This window comes from Pantoea sp. JZ2 (genome assembly GCF_035191405.1).
Taxonomy (GTDB): Bacteria; Pseudomonadota; Gammaproteobacteria; order Enterobacterales; family Enterobacteriaceae; genus Pantoea; species Pantoea stewartii.
In genome coordinates, this window is the sequence record NZ_CP045247.1 from 3,271,773 (window position 1) to 3,289,821 (window position 18,049).

Consider the following 18,049-nt stretch of genomic DNA (forward strand, 5'->3'; position numbering starts at 1 on the left):
ACAGTGTCGTCCATAAAAATGCGTTAAATTCCGAAATTTTCATCAGAAAGTTAAGGCCGTCACAAAACTGGGTTAACCTGACGCTATTCACTCGAGGAGAACCCGTATGGACCTGGCACTGTTTGATCTGGATGAAACGCTGATTAGTGAAGACAGCACCGGCCTGTGGCTGCGCTGGCTGGTTTCACAAGGCTTTGCGTCCAGTGAGCTGATTGAGGAAGAGCAGGCGCTTATGCGTCAGTATTACGCCGGGACGCTGTCCATTGAAGACTATATGCATAAAACGCTGTCCCCGTTAAGCGGCATGGCGACCCTGACGGTTGAGGGCTGGATCCGCCGCTTTATTCATCGCGACATTATGCCGCGCGTCTATCCTGAAGCCCGGGAACGTCTCAAATGGCATCAGTCACGTGGCGACAGAATCATTGTTATCTCCGCCAGCGGTGAACATCTGGTGACGCCGATTGCCCGCCAGTTAGGGGCCTGCGGTGCCCTCGCCATCGGTGTGGAAGTGGTGGATGAGCGCTACAGCGGCAACACCTACGGAACGATGACCTTTCAGCAGGGCAAAGTGACGCGGGTGGAAGAATGGAAAGCCCAGCGGCCGGATGAACACTACTCACATACCTGGGCTTACAGTGATTCTCTGAACGACCTGCCGATGCTGGTGCAGGCCGATTATGCTCACGTGATTAACCCTGCGGAACCGTTACGCCAGGAAGCCGAAAAACGCGGCTGGCCGGTTTACCACTGGGCGCGTTAAGTTAACCGCGGGAGGCGCTGGCGTCCTGCGCCAGCCCTACCTTCAGGAGCTTGCCGTTAGCTTCATCCGTCAACACATACAGATACCCATCCGGCCCCTGGCGAACATCGCGAATACGTTCGTTTCGCTCACCCAGCAGGCGTTGCGCCTCAACGACTTTTTCACCGTTGACACGCAGTCGAATCAGTTGCTTCTCTTTCAGCGCCCCGATAAAGAGTGAATTTTTCCATTGGGGGAAACGGGCACTGTTATAAAAGGCCATGCCGCTTAGCGCTGGTGAAACTTTCCAGTAAAATACCGGCTGTTCCGTGCCCGCCACGTGCGTGCCTTTCGATTCAGGAACCTTGCTGCCGTTGTAATCAATGCCGTAGGTCGCCAGCGGCCAACCATAATTTTTCCCTTTTTCGATCACGTTGACCTCATCGCCACCGCGTGGGCCGTGCTCGCTTTCCCACATGACCTGTGTCCAGGGATTAAGCGCCAGGCCTTGTGGGTTACGTAAACCGTAGGCCCAGATTTCAGGCCGGGCACCCTGCCTGCCCACGAAAGGATTATCCCTGGGAACGCTACCGTCGCCGTTCAGGCGCAGCAGTTTTCCCTGCAGCTTGTCGAGATCCTGGGCGGCGCTGCTGACAAAATTATCCCCGAAGGCAATCCACACAAACCCCTGACGGTCAAAGGCCAGCCGGGTTCCAATATTGTTGCCGCTTGAGAGCCGGGGCGTTTGGCTGATGACTTCATGAAAATCGGTCAGCTGGCGATGATCGTCGCTGAGTGTGCCATAACCAACGACGGCCCCCGCCTTGCCGTCGCTGTCCGCTTTGGTATAGCTGAGCCACACCCGACGGCTCTGGGCAAAATCCGGGGCCAGCACCACATCCAGCAGGCCGCTCTGTCGCTGCGCCCACACCGCGGGCACGCCCTTAATCGGCTCAGATAAACCGGTATCAGGTCGCCAGCTACGCAACTGGCCGGCGCGTTCAGTGATGAGTAACGTCTGGTTATCCGGTAAAAAGGCCACCGACCAGGGATGGTCCAGCTTATCCTGAAGCACCTTCACCGTCAGATCATCCGCCCATAACGGGCTGGAAACGAGTAACGCGCCATTCAGTAACAGTAGGGTGGAAACACGGGTCATAGCATTCTCCAGACAGAGGCAGTGTGTTTAAGCGTAGTCAGCCTGTCCGGCATGATGTTGAGGATTTACAAAAGATTAAACAGCGTGGGCGTGATAAAGACGGGATGAAAAAACAGGCGGTAAGGGGCCCGCGACCTGAACGGCGCGGGCAAACGGAACTTACTCGAAAAAGGTCTCGGGATTATCCGCCAGCGAGATGAACTCTTTACCGCCGGGCGTGAGCGCCAGAATGGTGCCCGACTCAATGTCGTAAACCCAGCCATGCAGACGCAGCTTGCCCTGACGTAACCCTACCGACACCGAAGGATGGGTTTTCATGTTGTTTAGCTGCGCAATCACGTTCTCCTGCACCATAGCGTTGAGCTTTTTCTCGGGTGATTCATAGTCACGCTGCTCCACCACCGCTTTGGCCGCATCGGCAAAGCGCAGCCAGTGCTCGACGGCTGGCATGCTGTCCATGCAGGCACAGGACGAAATCGCGTTCATCGCACCGCAGTTAGAGTGACCACAGATGATGATGTCAGAAACGCCCAGCACCATCACCGCATACTCAATGGTGGCTGACACGCCACCCGGCTCCGGCCCAAAAGACGGCACAATGTTGCCCGCATTACGGATAACGAATAGCTGCCCGGGTTCCTGCTGCGTGACCAGCTCCGGCACCAGACGGCTGTCTGAGCAAGAGATAAACAGGGCTTTCGGGTTCTGATTTGAGGCCAGACTTTTAAACAGCGCCTCTCTTTCAGGAAAGACAGTCTGCTGAAAACTCAGAAACCCGTTAATGATCTCTTTCATTATTTTGCTCTCACATTATCCACGTCATTGTCTGAAAGGCCAGGCTCTCAGCACTTGTTAAGCGAATCATTATTAATGAAAACAAGCAAATATCAACCAACAATATGACCGTCAAATGGCGTTATCACCTGCGTTGATAAGAAAATTAACGAATTAATTTTTAGCTATTTATTAGAAATCCTTTTGCAAAACGGCGGGTTACTGCGGTTTTCTTCCTTTCCGATCATCGGCTTAAACGCCTGTCACTCTCGGGAACCCTTTACGGTTTTTTGCGTGACTTTACACTGTTATGCCTGAGGTCAGATAACGCTACAATTTTCATCGCAACACAGGTAAAATCGCGCGCCATTGCTGTGCTGAACCGGAAACCACCTTATGTCCACTACTACTACACTGCCGCCGCGCGTGGGATTTGTCTCGCTTGGCTGCCCCAAAAACCTTGTCGACTCTGAGCGCATTCTGACGGAACTGCGCACCGAGGGCTATGAGGTGGTCCCACGCTATGACGATGCGGAAATCGTTATCGTCAACACCTGCGGATTCATCGACAGCGCCGTCCAGGAATCGCTGGAAGCGATCGGTGAAGCCCTGAACGAAAACGGCAAGGTGATTGTGACCGGCTGCCTGGGAGCGAAAGTCGACCAGATTCGCGAAGTGCACCCGAAGGTACTGGAAATCACCGGTCCGCACAGCTATGAACAAGTGCTGTCGCACGTGCACCGCTACGTGCCGAAGCCCCAACATAATCCGTTCCTGAGCCTGGTGCCGCAACAGGGCGTGAAGCTGACGCCGCGTCATTACGCTTACCTGAAAATTTCTGAAGGCTGCAACCATCGCTGCACCTTCTGTATCATCCCGTCTATGCGCGGCGATCTCGACAGTCGTGCCATTGGCGAAGTGCTGGACGAAGCAAAACGGCTGGTTGAAGCGGGCGTGAAAGAGTTGCTGGTCATTTCGCAGGATACCTCGGCTTACGGCGTGGACGTGAAACACCGCACAGGGTTCTGGAACGGCGCGCCGGTGAAAACCAGCATGGTGAGCCTGTGCGAGCAGTTAGCGAAACTCGGCGTGTGGGTTCGCCTGCATTATGTTTATCCTTATCCTCACGTGGACGACGTGATTCCACTGATGGCAGAAGGCAAGATTCTGCCGTATCTGGATATCCCGCTTCAGCACGCCAGCCCACGCATTCTGAAGCTGATGAAGCGTCCGGGTGCCGTGGAACGCACGCTGGAGCGCATTAAGCGCTGGCGTGAGATCTGCCCGACGCTGACGCTGCGCTCAACGTTTATTGTAGGCTTCCCCGGCGAAACCGAAGAAGACTTCCAGATGCTGCTCGACTTTATTAAAGAAGCGCGTCTGGATCGTGTGGGTTGCTTCCAGTACAGCCCGGTTGAAGGCGCAACGGCAAACCAGTTACCCGATCCGGTCGATGACGCAGTGAAACAGGAACGTTATGACCGCTTTATGCAGTTGCAGCAGCAGATCTCTGCCGAGCGCCTGCAGGAAAAAATCGGCCGTGAAATTATGGTCATCATCGATGAAGTCGATGAAGAAGGCGCGATTGGTCGCAGCATGGCTGACGCGCCAGAGATCGATGGTGCCGTCTATCTGAATGGCGAGAGCAACGTTAAGCCGGGCGATGTTCTGCGTGTCAAAGTGGAACATGCTGACGAATACGATTTGTGGGCGAGCCGCGTCTAACCATACTTCTGCTGGTGCGCTTTTTTGCGCGCCAGATAGTCGTCATCTGCCCGTAGCTTATCCCAGTACGCTTTGAAAATGGCCGCCGCAGCGGCCTTTTCTTCGTCCCTGCCCCGGGGCAACTCCTTGCCCTCCGCATCGTATTTTCGTCCGCCCTTATGGTTGCTGTAGCGGCGCGCGCGGGTGTAGCCCATTTGAATAAATTTGCGCGCCATGTCCATGCCCACAAAGTCATCCTGCTGGCGATAGGCTTCGAACAGCCGCATGATTTCTTCTGCCGAGGCTTTCGCAACCTCAACGGTACGAAAACGCCAGTGCGGCAGGATTTCGCCTTTATAGGGCTGGACCATCAGCACGCCCTGCTCACCGCGCCCGACCTGATAACGTTCAGGATGTTTGCGGAAGTCGATAGTGCTGAAGTCTTGTTCATAGTCAAAAGGTTTCATGTCTTCAGTTTAGGATCAAGTGCGTCACGTAGCCCGTCGCCAAGCAAATTAAAGGCTAAAACCGTGAAAAAAATAGCCAGTGCCGGAAAAATCGCCACGTGCGGCGCGATAACCATATCCGCGCGCGCTTCGTTGAGCATCGCGCCCCACTCTGGCGTCGGTGGCTGCGCGCCCAGCCCCAGAAATGACAGGCTTGCGGCGGTGATAATCGAGGTCCCGATGCGCATGGTGAAGTACACCACAATAGAGGATACCGTGCCGGGCAGCAGGTGACGTATCATGATCGTCCAGTCTGACGCTCCGATACTGCGGGCTGACTCGATGTAGGTTTGCCGTTTCAGTACCAGCGTATTGCCGCGCACCAGGCGGGCAAAGGCAGGAATACTGAATATCGCCACGGCGATAATGACGTTACTGATGCCACTGCCCATGATGGCCACGACGGCAATGGCCAGCAAAATGCCGGGAAACGCAAACAGCACGTCGCAGATGCGCATGGTGATCCTGTCCCACCAGCCTTCATAGTAGCCCGCCAGCAGTCCTGCCAGCGTCCCCACTATCGCCCCTATCGCGACGGAAACGAAGCCGGCGAGAAGCGAAATTCGGGTTCCCACCAGCACGCGGCTAAAGATATCGCGTCCCAGTGAATCCACGCCAAACCAGTGCACCAGTGAGGGGCCGTCGTTGAGTCGGTCGTAATCAAAGTAATTTTCTGCATCGAATGGCGCAACATACGGTGCCGTAAACGCCAGTACGATCAGCACCAGGACAAACAGGCCCGCCAGCAGAGCGACCGGCTGACGACGAAAGCGTCGCCAGAATTCCCGCCAGGGCGTTCTTACCCGGTTGCTGTCCAGCAGTGGCATGTGTTTGAGTGCCGCTTCCCGTCGCCAGTTTTTCATCAGGTGTCCTTAAAGCGAATCGCCGGGTTAATGACGGCATACAGCATATCGACAATCAGATTGATCAAAATAAACTCCAGCGAAAACAGCAATACCTCTGCCTGAATCACCGGATAGTCACGCATCTGTACCGAATCCACCAGCAGGCGTCCCAGCCCCGGCCAGTTGAACACGACCTCAACCACAATCGAGCCACCCAGCAGGAAACCAAACTGCAGGCCCATCATGGTGACCACCGGTATCATGGCATTCCGCAGACCGTGCTTAATCACCACGCGGTACTCACTGACGCCTTTGGCACGCGCGGTGCGCATGTAATCTTCCTGCATCACCTCCACAAAGGATGCCCGGGTGAAACGGGCCATCACAGCCGCTACCGCCGCGCCCAGCGTGAGAGAGGGCAAAATATAGTGCTGCCAGCTGTCTGCGCCCACCGTAGGCAACCAGCCCAACTGGACGGAAAACACGTCCATCAGTAACATGCCCAGGGCAAAAGCCGGAAAAGAGATACCCGAAACCGCGAGCGTCATGCCGAGGCGATCCGGCCAGCGATTGCGCCATACGGCCGAAACAATGCCGATCGCCATGCCCAGGATCACCGCCCACACCATGCTGGTGAGCGTCAGCCACAGGGTTGGCATAAAACGCGTAGCGATTTCCGCCGAAACCGGACGCCGGGAAACCAGCGACTGACCAAAATCCCCCTGCAGCGCATTGACGATAAAGTGCACGAACTGCACCGGCAGCGGTTTATCCAGGCCCAGCTCCTGACGGACCAATGCCACCACAGACGCATCGGCTTCCTGTCCGGCAATCAGCCGCGCCGGATCGCCCGGCAGCAGATGGACAAACAGAAACACCAGCACTGCCACGATAAACAGCGTGGGAATCAGGCCCAGCAGGCGTTTAAGAAAATAGTTAACCATGTGACATCCCACACAACAGTCAGCAGCGCAGCTGACCTGCCCGGTGCCTCATTGCTGACGAGGCACCGGGCATCACACATCCTGTTCAGGACAGAACAGGTCCGGCGACTTACTTCATCTCGGCGTCATCAAAACTGAATGACGTGTCCGGCATCATGTAAAAACCGCTCAGGTTTTTGCTGTGTGCGGACACCAGTTGCTCCACCACCAGCGGGATCCACGGATGATCGTTCCAGATGGTGTCCTGCGCATCTTTATACAGTTTGGCTTTTTCCGCCTGATCGGTCGTTTTCAGCGCGTCGGCCAGGTCTTTATCCACCTTCGGATTGCTGTAAAACGCCGTGTTGAAGATCGCCGGTGGCCAGGCTGCGGTTGCGAACAGCGGCGTCAGCGCCCAGTCGGCTTCCCCCGTTGAGGCTGACCAGCCAGTGTAGAACATGCGCACGCCGCTCTCTTTCTGGCCCTTGCCTTCCACTTCCGCTGCGCGCTGTCCCGCATCCATCGCGGTCACTTTCACCTTCACGCCGACCTGTGCCAGTTGCTGCTGAACAAACTGCAACACTTTCTGTGCCGTGCTGTGGTTATGCGACGACCAGAGCGTGGTGTCGAAACCGTTCGGATAACCCGCTTCTTTCAGCAACGCTTTTGCTTTAGCGGGATCGTAAGGAATGGGCGGATACGTTTGCGCATAGGCAATAGAGGGAGGCACTATGCCGGTGGCAGGTGTGGCATAACCGGCGAACGCAACTTTAACCAGTGCCTGGCGGTTGATCGCGTACTCCAGCGCCTCACGCACTTTCGGATTATCAAACGGTTTTTGTGTCACATTCAGGCTGATGTAGCGCTGCATGATGGAGGGCGATACCACCACGTCCAGCTTGCTGTCCTTCTCCAGCAATTTGGCCTGCTCATAAGGCACCGGGAAGGCAAAGTTCGCTTCACCGGTCTGCAGCATGGCCGCACGCGTATTGTTATCCACGACCGGGCGCCACGTAATGCTGTCGAGTTTGGGATAGCCTTTTTTCCAGTAGCCGTCCCATTTCTTCACCTTCACAAAATCGGTCTGATTCCAGGTCACAAATTCGAACGGCCCGGTGCCCACCGGATGAAAACCGATGTCCTTACCGTATTTTTTCAGGGCGGCAGGGGAAATCATCACCGCCGCAGGGTGCGCCAGAATATTAATAAAGGCCGAGAACGGCTGCTTCAGCGTAATTTTCACCGTCGTGGGATCGACCGCTTCCGTGCTGGCGATGTATTTAAACAGGTTATAACGTTTGAGATGGTTGTCGGGATTACTGGCCCGATCCAGGTTGACCTTGACCGCCTCGGCATTAAAGTCGGTGCCATCCTGAAACTTCACGCCTGAGTGCAGCTTGATGGTATAGGTCAGGCCATCGCCGCTCACCGTGTAACTGTCCGCCAGCACATTGGTCAGTTTCATATCTTTATCAAAGCCAAACAGCCCCTGATAAAATGATTTCGCGACCGCCTGGGACAAGGTGTCGTTAGCGTCATAGGGATCAAGCGTGGTGAAATTAGAGGCGACGGCGATCACCGCATCACCCGCGGCCCAGGCGGGCAGCGTCATGACGCTACTTAATATCCCTGCTGCCAGTAAGCTTCTACGCATCGTTATCTGCATTGTTTTCTCCTGTAATCCCTGTCTGATTTATCGCCGTGGCGATAGCGTATTATTTCAGATCGCGCTGGTGGCAGAGCGAGCCACAAAATGACCGGGGGCCACTTCCATCAGCGAAACCCGTTCGGGTTCATCGCCCAGTGCACGAATCGGGCTGGGGATCTCATCGACCAGCAGACTGCGCTCGCGTTGCCGACGTGTCGGGTCGGCAACCGGCACGGCGGCCATTAATTTTTGGGTATACGGATGATGTGGCTGCCCGAATACCGACTGACGTGGGCCGATTTCCACAATCTGTCCAAGATACATCACCGCTACGCGGTGGCTGATGCGCTCAACCACCGCCATATCATGGGAAATAAACAAAAAGGCGATACCAAATTCACGCTGAAGGTCGAGCATCAGGTTGATGATTTGTGCCTGAATGGAGACATCAAGCGCGGACACCGACTCATCGGCAATCACCACTTTGGGGTTCAGCGCCAGTGCCCGCGCGATGCAGATACGCTGACGCTGGCCACCCGAAAACTCATGCGGATAACGCTTTGCGTGTTCCGGCAGTAAGCCAACCTTTTCCAGTAACCAGGCCACGCGCTGTTCCGCTTCGCGTCGTGGCATCACCTTGTGAACCAGCAGCGGCTCCATAATCGAAAATCCCACCGTCAGGCGCGGATCGAGCGATGCATAAGGGTCCTGGAAGATAAACTGAATATCGCGCCGCAGATGCGCCAGCGCCGCTCCCGAAAGATCGTTAATACGCTGCCCGTCAAAGGTAATGCTGCCTCCCTGACTGGCGACTAGTTTCAGCAGTGAACGTCCGGTGGTCGATTTACCGCACCCGGACTCCCCTACCAGCGCCAGCGTTTCGCCTGCATACAGATCAAAGCTGATGTTCTCGACCGCATGCACCCGGCTCGTTACGCGATTCAGTAATCCTGAGCGAATATCGAAGCGCGTGACCAGATTGCGCACCTGCAGGATGGGCGGGCGATCGTGACGTACGGTGTTTTGCGGTACGTCGGGTGCCGCATCGTTGAGCAGGAGAGGAAATTTCGCGGGCAGCGGCTGGTCCTGCATCGCACCCAGGGTCGGGACAACGGCCAGCAACGCCCGGGTGTAAGGCTGCTGCGGTGCGCTGAACAGCTCGGCGGTAGGGGCGTTTTCCAGCACCTCACCGCGATACATCACCTGGACGCGGTCCGCCATTTCCGCCACCACGCCCATATCGTGAGTGATAAAAATCACGCCCATCTGCATCTCTTTCTGCAGCTCGCGGATCAGTTGCAGGATCTGGGCCTGAATCGTCACGTCCAGAGCAGTGGTCGGCTCGTCGGCAATCAGCAGCGCAGGCTTACACGACAGGGCCATCGCAATCATCACGCGCTGCCGCATACCGCCGGAAAGCTGGTGAGGATAACGGCGCAGCATACTTTGTGCGTCAGGAATGCGTACCCGATCCAGCATACGACGCGCTTCCGTCAGGGCTTCGGACTGGCTTTTACCCTGATGCAGTCGAATGGATTCTGCGATCTGATCGCCTACCGTAAACACCGGATTCAGCGAGGTCATCGGTTCCTGGAAAATCATGGCCATATCCGCGCCGCGCACCCTGCGCATCTGACCGCGCGGCATCCGCATCAGATCCAGTGCCTCACCACTGCGTCGACGCAGCCGTATCTCGCCACTGACCTCTGCGCTGTCCTGCGCCAACAGGCGCATGATCGCCAGTGAGGTGACGGATTTGCCCGAGCCGGACTCGCCCACTAAAGCCAGCGTTTCGCCGCGAAACACATCAAGTGAAAGATGACGCACGGCTTCGGTCACCTGGCCGTCATGGTGAAAACGTACGTTCAGGTCGCGCACCGCCAACACCTGTTCGGGAGACAGAGGGAGCCTGTCAGGCTGGCTGTTAGCTTTCACGGTAAATTGCGACCTCTGCGACGTCATCCACCCGGGCAACAGCCCGGTACATGCCTTCGCTGTTGAACGGCAGTGCCACATTGCCCTCCCGATCAACCGCAATCAGCCCACCGCTGCCGCCCAGCTCCAGCACGCTGTCATGAATCACATTGACGCTGGCCTGTTGTAATGTCCGCCCGGCGTAACGCATTTGTGCCGCCACATCGTAGGCCGCCAGGGTGCGGATAAACACTTCGCCAGTGCCGGTGCAGGACACCGCCGCGCTGTCGTTACTGGCATAGCAGCCTGCGCCAGGCAACGGTGAGTCGCCTACGCGCCCCTGCTGTTTATTGGTCATGCCGCCGGTCGATGTCGCCGCCGCCAGGTTTCCCGCCAAATCCAGCGCCACGGCACCGACCGTGCCAAACTTACGATCCGGGTCAAGAGGATCGCCGCCCTGGGCGGCGCCATCGTGGTCAAGCACAGCGGCATCGCTGCGCAGCGCCCGTTGCAGTTGCTCCAGGCGTTCAGGCGTGGAAAAGAAATCCGGTTCAACCTGCTCAAGCCCCTGCGCAAACGCAAAGGCTTCGGCCCCTTCCCCGATCAACAGGACATGCGGGCTGTGGTCTAACAGCGCACGCGCTGCCAGTACCGGGTTGCGCAGCCGGGAGACGCCCGCCACTGCCCCAGCCTGCAGCGTTCTGCCATCCATGATGCTGGCATCCAGCTCATGTGTGCCCTGATGGGTAAACACAGCCCCTTTACCCGCATTAAACAGCGGGCACTCTTCCAGCCTGCGCACCGCTTCAGTCACCACATCCAGCGCGGATGCGCCCTGCGCCAGCAGGGTTTGGCCATGTGTCACAATATCGTGAAGCGCCTGACGATAAGCCTGTTCTTTCTCTGCGCTCATGGCAGCACGCGTAATTGCGCCTGCGCCGCCATGAATGGCGATCACTGCTTTAGCCATACTGCGTTACCCTGTGGTTGCATCAGAAGGAAAAACACTGATTTTGAATGGTTTTACGTCTTGTTAGCGTATTTTTGAATATAGAAAGCCCGCCATAGCTTGTAAAGCGGAAACTGGTCCCGCGCTAATAACCTTTCGTTGTGGCTTATACCGATGTGACTCTGAGGATAAAAGCCACCATAATAGTCAGCAATTGCAACAGACAGACTGAGACAATAATGGAAAGCTTTACTGCCGGACTGATTTCCCTTGAAGACGCGCAACAGAAGATGCTGGCGCAACTGACGCCCATCACCGAATCCCTGGATGTGCCCCTGACCGACGCGGCCGGGCGCATCACCGCCTGCAGCGTGACCTCCCCCATTGATGTACCGCCTTTTAACAACTCAGCCATGGACGGTTATGCCGTCAGGCTTGCTGATGTGCAAGAGAGTCAGCCCTTAACGGTTGCCGGTAAAGCCTTTGCCGGTGCGCCGTTTTCGGGTGACTGGCCTGCGGGCAGTGTTATCAGAATCATGACGGGCGCGCCGGTACCGGACGGCTGCGATGCCGTCGTCATGCAGGAGCAAACCCACCTGCAGGGCGAACAGATTGTTATTGATGCGCCCGTAAAAGCCGGACAAAACATCCGCCTGATCGGCGATGATATCCGGGCAGGCCATCAGGTCCTTGCGCCTGGCGTGCGCCTGGGCGCTGCGGAACTGCCGTTGCTGGCCTCATTAGGCATCGCCACGGTGAAGGTGCTGCGCAAACTGCGCGTGGCAATTTTCTCCACCGGGGATGAGCTGCAACCCGTGGGCCAGCCGCTGTCTGACGGGCAAATCTATGACACCAACCGGTTTGCCATCTCCCTCATGCTGCATAAGCTGGGCTGCGAGGTAATCGATCTTGGCATTGTTCGCGACGATCCGGTCGCCCTGCGGGCTGCCTTTATGGACGCCGATCGCCAGGCCGATGTGGTCATCAGCACCGGCGGTGTCTCTGTTGGTGAAGCCGACTTTACTAAGGCGATGCTGGAGGAACTGGGCAGTATTCGCTTCTGGAAGCTGGCCATTAAACCGGGCAAACCTTTCGCCTTTGGCCGCCTGGCAAACAGCTGGTTCTGCGGCCTGCCCGGCAATCCGGTCTCGGCCGTCGTGACCTTTTATCAACTGGTGCAGCCCCTGCTGGCCCGTCTGACCGGACAGTCAGCTTCGGCTTTACCGCCACGTCAGCGCGTGCGTACAGCAAGCGCACTGAAAAAATCGCCAGGCCGTCTGGATTTTCAGCGCGGTGTGCTGCGGCGAAATGCTGAGGGTGAAACAGAAGTCATCAGCACGGGTGCCCAGGGTTCGCATGTGTACAGCTCGTTTTCACAGGCTAACTGCTTTATCGTACTGGAGCGTGAGCGCGGCTATGTCGAGGCGGGAGAATGGGTAGATGTTGAGCCCTTCAACGCCCTGCTGGAGGGATAAATGCTACCCGAACTCAGCCACGAGGAAATGCTGCGCTATAACCGGCAAATTGTCCTGCGGGGGTTTGACTTTGACGGACAGGAAGCCCTGAAGGCCAGCCATGTGTTGGTCGTGGGCCTGGGCGGTTTAGGCTGTGCAGCCGCACCTTATCTGGCGGCAGCAGGCGTCGGTCACCTGTCTCTGCTGGATTTTGATACGGTTTCGCTCTCAAACCTGCAGCGACAGATTCTGCATCATGATGCGGATATTGGTCGGGCCAAGGTCGAATCCGCCCGGGCACGCCTGGCGGAGATCAATCCCCACTGTCAGTTATATTCTGTCCACGGCCAGTTGGACGATAACGCGTTGCGGGCGCTCATCGCCAGGCAGCAGGTTGTGGTCGACTGCACGGATAATGTCAGCGTGCGTGAACAGCTTAACCGGCTTTGTTATGAACTGAAGGTGCCTCTGGTTTCGGGCGCGGCGATTCGCATGGAAGGTCAGTTGAGTGTGTTTGACTGGCAGCCTGGTGCGCCCTGCTACCGCTGTATCAGCCGTTTGTTTGGCGCTCAGGTGCTCAGCTGCGTGGAAGCCGGTGTAATGGCGCCGCTGGTGGGCGTTGTCGGTGCCATGCAGGCGATGGAAGCAATAAAGCTGCTGACCCGGTTTGGCACGCCCGCGCGCTCACGTTTGCTCATGTATGATGCCATGCGCGCAGAGTTTCGCACGATGCATGTCGCACAGGATCCGAATTGTGAAGTCTGTGGCCATTCTGAGTGCACAGGCTAAAGGCCGGTCTGATTGAACGCTGAGCGTGAGCGATTACAAAAGGCGGGTCAATGCACGAAAGAAAACGGGGTAGTCAGCGCTACCCCGCAGGTCTTAAACGATGCCCTGACTGCGCAGGTAGTCTTCGTAATTCCCGGTGAAATCGACGATGCGATCCGCCTTGATTTCCATAACACGCGTCGCCAGTGAGCTGACGAATTCACGGTCATGGGAAACGAAAATCAGCGTGCCTTCATACATTTCCAGCGCCATGTTTAATGACTCGATGGATTCCATATCCAGGTGGTTGGTGGGTTCATCCATAATCAGAATGTTAGGCTTCTGCATCATCAGCTTGCCGAACAGCATGCGCCCTTTCTCACCACCCGACAGCACCTTGGCGGGCTTTTTAATGTCGTCCTGAGAAAACAACAGGCGGCCAAGAATACCGCGTACGGCCTGCTCATCATCGCCCGGCTGCTTCCACTGACTCATCCAGTCAAAAACCGTCAGATCGTCAGCAAAATCGTCTGCGTGGTCCTGCGCGTAATAGCCAATTTTGGCATTCTCGGACCATTTAACGCTGCCGCTTTCTGGCGTCAGTTCGCCGACCAGGGTTTTTAACAGCGTGGATTTACCGATACCGTTAGCCCCTAATATCGCCAGTTTTTCACCGACTTCCAGCAGCAGATTAAGATTTTTGAACAGAGGACCGTTATCAAAGCCTTTCGTCAGGCCTTCCACTTCCAGCGCATTACGGAACAGTTTCTTATCCTGTTCAAAACGGATATATGGATTCTGACGGCTGGAGGCTTTCACTTCTTCCAGTTTTATTTTATCCATTTGTTTAGCGCGCGAGGTGGCCTGACGCGATTTAGAAGCGTTGGCACTAAAGCGGCTGACAAACGACTGCAGATCGGCAATTTGCGCTTTTTTCTTGGCGTTATCCGCTAACAGACGTTCACGCGCCTGGGTGGCCGCGGTCATATATTCATCATAATTACCGGAATAAACGCGCAGCTCGCCATAGTCCAGATCGGCCATGTGCGTGCAGACCATATTGAGGAAGTGACGGTCGTGCGAAATGATAATCATGGTGCTGTCGCGTTCGTTTAACACCTGCTCCAGCCAACGGATGGTGTCGATATCCAGGTTGTTGGTCGGTTCGTCCAGCAGCAAAATATCCGGATTAGAAAACAAGGCCTGGGCTAAAAGAACGCGTAATTTAAAGCCTGGCGCAATTTCGCTCATCGGCCCGTAATGCTGTTCAACCGGGATGCCCACGCCAAGTAATAATTCACCGGCGCGCGATTCCGCGCTGTAACCATCCATTTCGCCATACTGTACTTCCAGGTCTGCGACTTTGTAGCCTTCCTCTTCGCTCATTTCGGGCAGGGAATAAATACGGTCACGTTCCTGTTTCACTTCCCATAATTCATGGTGCCCCATGATTACCGTATCAATCACACTATATTGTTCAAAAGCGAACTGGTCCTGGCGTAATTTACCAATACGTTCATTGGGATCGTAGGAAACATTGCCGCCCGACGGCACCAAATCGCCACCCAAAATCTTCATGAAGGTGGATTTTCCGCTGCCGTTCGCACCGATTAAACCGTACCGATTACCGCCGCCAAATTTAACGGAGATATTTTCGAACAGTGGCTTGCTGCCAAACTGCATGGTGATATTGCTGCTAACTAACACGGCATTGACCTTAGTGAAGAGAGTGGATGGAAAACGGCGGCTATTATGCCAGATGTGACGTAGCGCACGCCAGTCTCCGGCTACCCTTGCATGAGTGTCTGTTGAAAACGCATGACTTTTTATTTTCACTGCCCGTACGTTTGCCGCTTAACCCAGCCGCTGGCTAAACGTACCGGACGCTGCGCAGAGGGGAAGCCCTACCTGCGCACGCCACACCGGGTGCATGACAGCGAGAGTAATAAAGCAAAGAGCAGGGTTTTTTAAATAAAAAAAGCCGGCGACATAAATGTCGCCGGCTACCACTTACAAGGATTGTGTCGATTAATCGATCAGGAAGCTGTCCAGGCTTTTACCTTCGTCCAGCGCTTTTTTAATTGCTGCTGGCGTGCGGCCCTGGCCGGTCCATGATTTTTTCTCGCCATTTTCGTCGGTGTAAGAATATTTAGCCGGACGTGGCGCACGCTTAGTGCGTTTTTTACCCTGCTCCAGCGCACCTAATAATTCATTAGGATCGATGCCATCAGCCAACAGCATTTCGCGATATTTCGATAACTTCTCTTCTTTTTCACGATTCTGTTGTTCTTCAGCGTGCGCTTCTTCACGACGTTCCGTTACTACAACGGTCAATTTCTCAAGAATTTCTTCCAGATCGCTCAGTGGCAGTTCACGAGCCTGGGCACGTAATGTGCGAATGTTGTTTAGAACTTTAAATGCGTCACTCATCACAATATCCTTGATTAAGGGGTTTAATTAAACTGTAGCGTCAAGATTACCTAATTCAAATAAAAAAATAAATTAATTTATTACTACAGATAATTCCGATAGGTTTTTTAAATGTCAGTGAAGTATTCAGAATGCTTATGTGGAGAGATAATTAACCTCAAATTAACACTAAATGCCTGCTATCCTTGCACAATGTAAACGATTTCATTGATTACACTTACTGTATGAATTCGCTATGCGCTTTTAAATTTTAACGCTGAATATTTTTTAACACCGGTGAAGAATTTGGATTAATTTGCCTGTCCTGACTCAGACGTTCTCCGCCCGGAACACGCGGTCTGTGAACAAAATAGCTGACGTCGGGTACGAGGTTTATCGCGCTTTGCCACAATAATATCGGCTTTATGGCGAATAAAATGTGGGGATATTGCCTTTGTCCCCCTTCACTCCCCGACAAAAATGCTGCATCGGCACAGGCAAGGCGACGGCGTTTCATAGCCGTTATAAGGTTGAATACATTTACAGACAATTTATGCTTCACAGTAAGTGCGCCGGCTAAATAGCCAGCAACCCTTTTAAACCACCAGCTTTAAGGGTGATTAAATGAGTTTACTGAACGATATAACAGATAAATAATAAAGCGCAGGTATTACACTGTCTGATAACAGGCCGTGGTCTGCCGAAAGGCCACGGCCTGAAGGATTAATTTACCTGGGTCGCAGGTCCAAACACGTCATACTGAGGGAGCTGAACGTTTTGATAGGTTTCCCAGCCGCCGCCCAGCGCTTTGTAGAGCGCCACCAGATCCAGCCCGCTTTGCATGCGCGCCTGTGTTGCCTGCTCCTCGGCCTGGGCGAGCTGGCGCTGCGCATCAAGCACCTCAAGGAAGGTCGATAATCCCTGGCGATAGCTGTCGCTCGCCAAATCAAAGGTCCGTTGCAGTGCACCGGTCGTTTCGTCCAGCGCCGTGACGCGCTGCTGATCGGCCCGGTAACTCACAAGGGCGTTTTCGACATCCTGCAAAGCCGTCAGCACCGTCTGGCGATAATCCAGCGCCGCGCTGGCCTGCTGAGCACGTGCAAGCTTCACGCTGGAAACCAGCCGGCCTCCCTGAAAAAGGGGAATCGACAGCGAAGGCCCCACGCTATAGAAGTGGCTGCTCCAGTCGTCCAGATAACTGGCATCGGTATTGCGCACGCCCAACTGTCCGGTAAGAGAGAGGCTGGGGAACAGCTGTGCGACAGAAACGCCGATCCCGGCGGTTTGCGCATGGAGTTTCGCCTCTGCCTGGCGAATATCCGGGCGTCGACGCGCTAAGGTTGAGGGAATGCCGACCGCGACCGCATTCGGCAAGGCTGGCAGCGCTTTCGGCGTCTGCAGTTCTGCATCCAGCGCACCGGGGGTTTTACCGATAAGCACAGCCAGACCGTTCATCGCCTGACGCGTTTGCGCCTGATACTGCGGTAGCTGCGCCCGTAAACTGCTCAACTGCGCCCGGGCATTTTCCACATCGGTTAAGGGTGCCAGGCCATTGCGCTGCTGGCTTTGTGTCAGTTGCCAGGTCTGATCCGCCACCGCGATTTGCTGTTGCAGCGTGTTGACGGTTGCCTGCGCCCCACGCAGTTGTAACCAGGCACGGACAACTTCTGCTTCCAGCGACACCAGCGCATCGTTACGTTGCTCAATGGCCGCCTGTTGCTGTGCATTGGCTGATTCGATCTGACGTCGTACCTTGCCCCACAGATCCAGTTCCCAACTGGCATCGAAGCTGCCCTGATATAAGGTGACGGGCTGCGTCAGCCCGTTCAACTGGCTGGCGACAGTGCTGTCCACCTGGTCATTGACCCCATTCGCTTTCAGCAAACCTTCCAGCCCCAGTTGCTGACGCGTGACTTTTGCCGAACCGTTCAGGCTGGGAAACAAGCCGCCCTGCGCCTGAGATAACTGCTCGCGCGCGCCCGCAATGCGCAGGACGGTCTGCTGTAACGACAGATTACCCGCGATTGCGCGGGCAATCAGGCTGTCCAGTTGGGGATCGTTGAAGTTACGCCACCAGCGCGTATCCACTGCCGACGTCTGCGGTTTCGAGCGCTCCTGAGAATCCAGCGCGTGGTAGCTGCCCGGCAGCTGAGGTTTTGGCGCCTGGTAGTCCGGGCCCACGCTGCAACCTGCCAGCGATAACGTCAGCAACAAGGTAAAGGGATTCAGGCTATACGTAGTCATAACCTTCATA

15 protein-coding genes are annotated in these 18,049 nt (G+C 55.4%); 4 read left to right on the forward strand and 11 right to left on the reverse strand.

Translation table 11 applies throughout. The annotated features are described in order from the left end of the window. Positions 1–106 precede the first annotated feature (106 nt). Positions 107–763 (forward strand): HAD family hydrolase, encoded by a 657-nt coding sequence (locus GC087_RS15720; protein WP_039341391.1) that lies wholly within the window; start codon positions 107–109, stop codon positions 761–763. A 1-nt stretch (position 764) separates the two neighbouring features. Here GC087_RS15720 and GC087_RS15725 read toward each other — a convergent pair whose 3' ends face one another. Continuing rightward, on the reverse strand, positions 765–1,901 hold the full coding sequence (locus tag GC087_RS15725; RefSeq protein WP_058707616.1) for a PQQ-dependent sugar dehydrogenase: 1,137 nt from the start codon (positions 1,899–1,901) through the stop codon (positions 765–767). A 159-nt stretch (positions 1,902–2,060) separates the two neighbouring features. Next, positions 2,061–2,696: a carbonic anhydrase gene (locus GC087_RS15730; RefSeq protein WP_033737671.1), complete on the reverse strand. Its 636-nt coding sequence runs from the start codon at positions 2,694–2,696 to the stop codon at positions 2,061–2,063. Positions 2,697–3,071: 375 nt separating this feature from the next. On the opposite strand from GC087_RS15730, the gene rimO reads away from it, so the two are divergent. Further along, positions 3,072–4,400, forward strand: coding sequence for a 30S ribosomal protein S12 methylthiotransferase RimO (gene rimO, locus GC087_RS15735; protein ID WP_039341398.1), 1,329 nt, complete (start codon positions 3,072–3,074; stop codon positions 4,398–4,400). Here rimO and GC087_RS15740 read toward each other — a convergent pair. The 6 genes from GC087_RS15740 to GC087_RS15765 form a co-directional block, all read right to left on the reverse strand. After that, the gene (locus tag GC087_RS15740) at positions 4,397–4,846 is read right to left on the reverse strand and encodes a DUF4385 domain-containing protein (protein ID WP_033737673.1); all 450 of its coding nucleotides are present in this window, start codon (positions 4,844–4,846) and stop codon (positions 4,397–4,399) included. The genes rimO and GC087_RS15740 overlap by 4 nt on opposite strands. Continuing rightward, on the reverse strand, positions 4,843–5,748 hold the full coding sequence (gene gsiD, locus GC087_RS15745) for a glutathione ABC transporter permease GsiD (RefSeq protein ID WP_039341402.1): 906 nt from the start codon (positions 5,746–5,748) through the stop codon (positions 4,843–4,845). Before gsiD ends, GC087_RS15740 begins: the two co-directional genes overlap by 4 nt. Then, positions 5,748–6,674: a glutathione ABC transporter permease GsiC gene (gene gsiC / locus GC087_RS15750; protein WP_058701044.1), complete on the reverse strand. Its 927-nt coding sequence runs from the start codon at positions 6,672–6,674 to the stop codon at positions 5,748–5,750. The genes gsiD and gsiC overlap by 1 nt, the downstream gene beginning before the upstream one ends. 109 nt (positions 6,675–6,783) lie before the next feature. Then, complete coding sequence (gene gsiB, locus GC087_RS15755; RefSeq protein WP_082999195.1) at positions 6,784–8,319, reverse strand: glutathione ABC transporter substrate-binding protein GsiB; 1,536 nt, start codon at positions 8,317–8,319, stop codon at positions 6,784–6,786. Positions 8,320–8,373: 54 nt separating this feature from the next. Continuing rightward, positions 8,374–10,263, reverse strand: a complete 1,890-nt coding sequence (locus GC087_RS15760; protein ID WP_324028683.1) for a dipeptide ABC transporter ATP-binding protein — start codon at positions 10,261–10,263, stop codon at positions 8,374–8,376. Further along, entirely contained in the window at positions 10,226–11,185 is a 960-nt protein-coding gene (locus GC087_RS15765) for an isoaspartyl peptidase/L-asparaginase family protein (protein WP_033737675.1), read from the reverse strand. The genes GC087_RS15760 and GC087_RS15765 overlap by 38 nt, the downstream gene beginning before the upstream one ends. A 218-nt stretch (positions 11,186–11,403) precedes the next feature. On the opposite strand from GC087_RS15765, the gene moeA reads away from it, so the two are divergent. Both moeA and moeB read left to right on the forward strand, forming a co-directional pair. After that, positions 11,404–12,639 carry a molybdopterin molybdotransferase MoeA gene (moeA, locus tag GC087_RS15770; RefSeq protein WP_324028684.1) on the forward strand — a complete coding sequence of 412 codons (1,236 nt, stop codon included), beginning with the start codon at positions 11,404–11,406 and terminating at the stop codon, positions 12,637–12,639. Beyond that, positions 12,640–13,407 (forward strand): molybdopterin-synthase adenylyltransferase MoeB, encoded by a 768-nt coding sequence (moeB, locus tag GC087_RS15775; protein WP_324028685.1) that lies wholly within the window; start codon positions 12,640–12,642, stop codon positions 13,405–13,407. It abuts the gene before it with no gap. Between the two features lie 93 nt (positions 13,408–13,500). Here moeB and GC087_RS15780 read toward each other — a convergent pair whose 3' ends face one another. The 3 genes from GC087_RS15780 to GC087_RS15790 all read right to left on the reverse strand — a co-directional run bounded on the left by GC087_RS15780 (position 13,501) and on the right by GC087_RS15790 (position 18,048). After that, positions 13,501–15,093 carry an ABC-F family ATPase gene (locus tag GC087_RS15780; RefSeq protein ID WP_039341417.1) on the reverse strand — a complete coding sequence of 531 codons (1,593 nt, stop codon included), beginning with the start codon at positions 15,091–15,093 and terminating at the stop codon, positions 13,501–13,503. A 321-nt stretch (positions 15,094–15,414) separates the two neighbouring features. Beyond that, positions 15,415–15,816 carry an H-NS family histone-like protein gene (locus GC087_RS15785; RefSeq protein ID WP_014606234.1) on the reverse strand — a complete coding sequence of 134 codons (402 nt, stop codon included), beginning with the start codon at positions 15,814–15,816 and terminating at the stop codon, positions 15,415–15,417. A 702-nt stretch (positions 15,817–16,518) separates the two neighbouring features. After that, the gene (locus GC087_RS15790; RefSeq protein WP_324028686.1) at positions 16,519–18,048 is read right to left on the reverse strand and encodes an efflux transporter outer membrane subunit; all 1,530 of its coding nucleotides are present in this window, start codon (positions 18,046–18,048) and stop codon (positions 16,519–16,521) included. Position 18,049 lies beyond the last annotated feature (1 nt).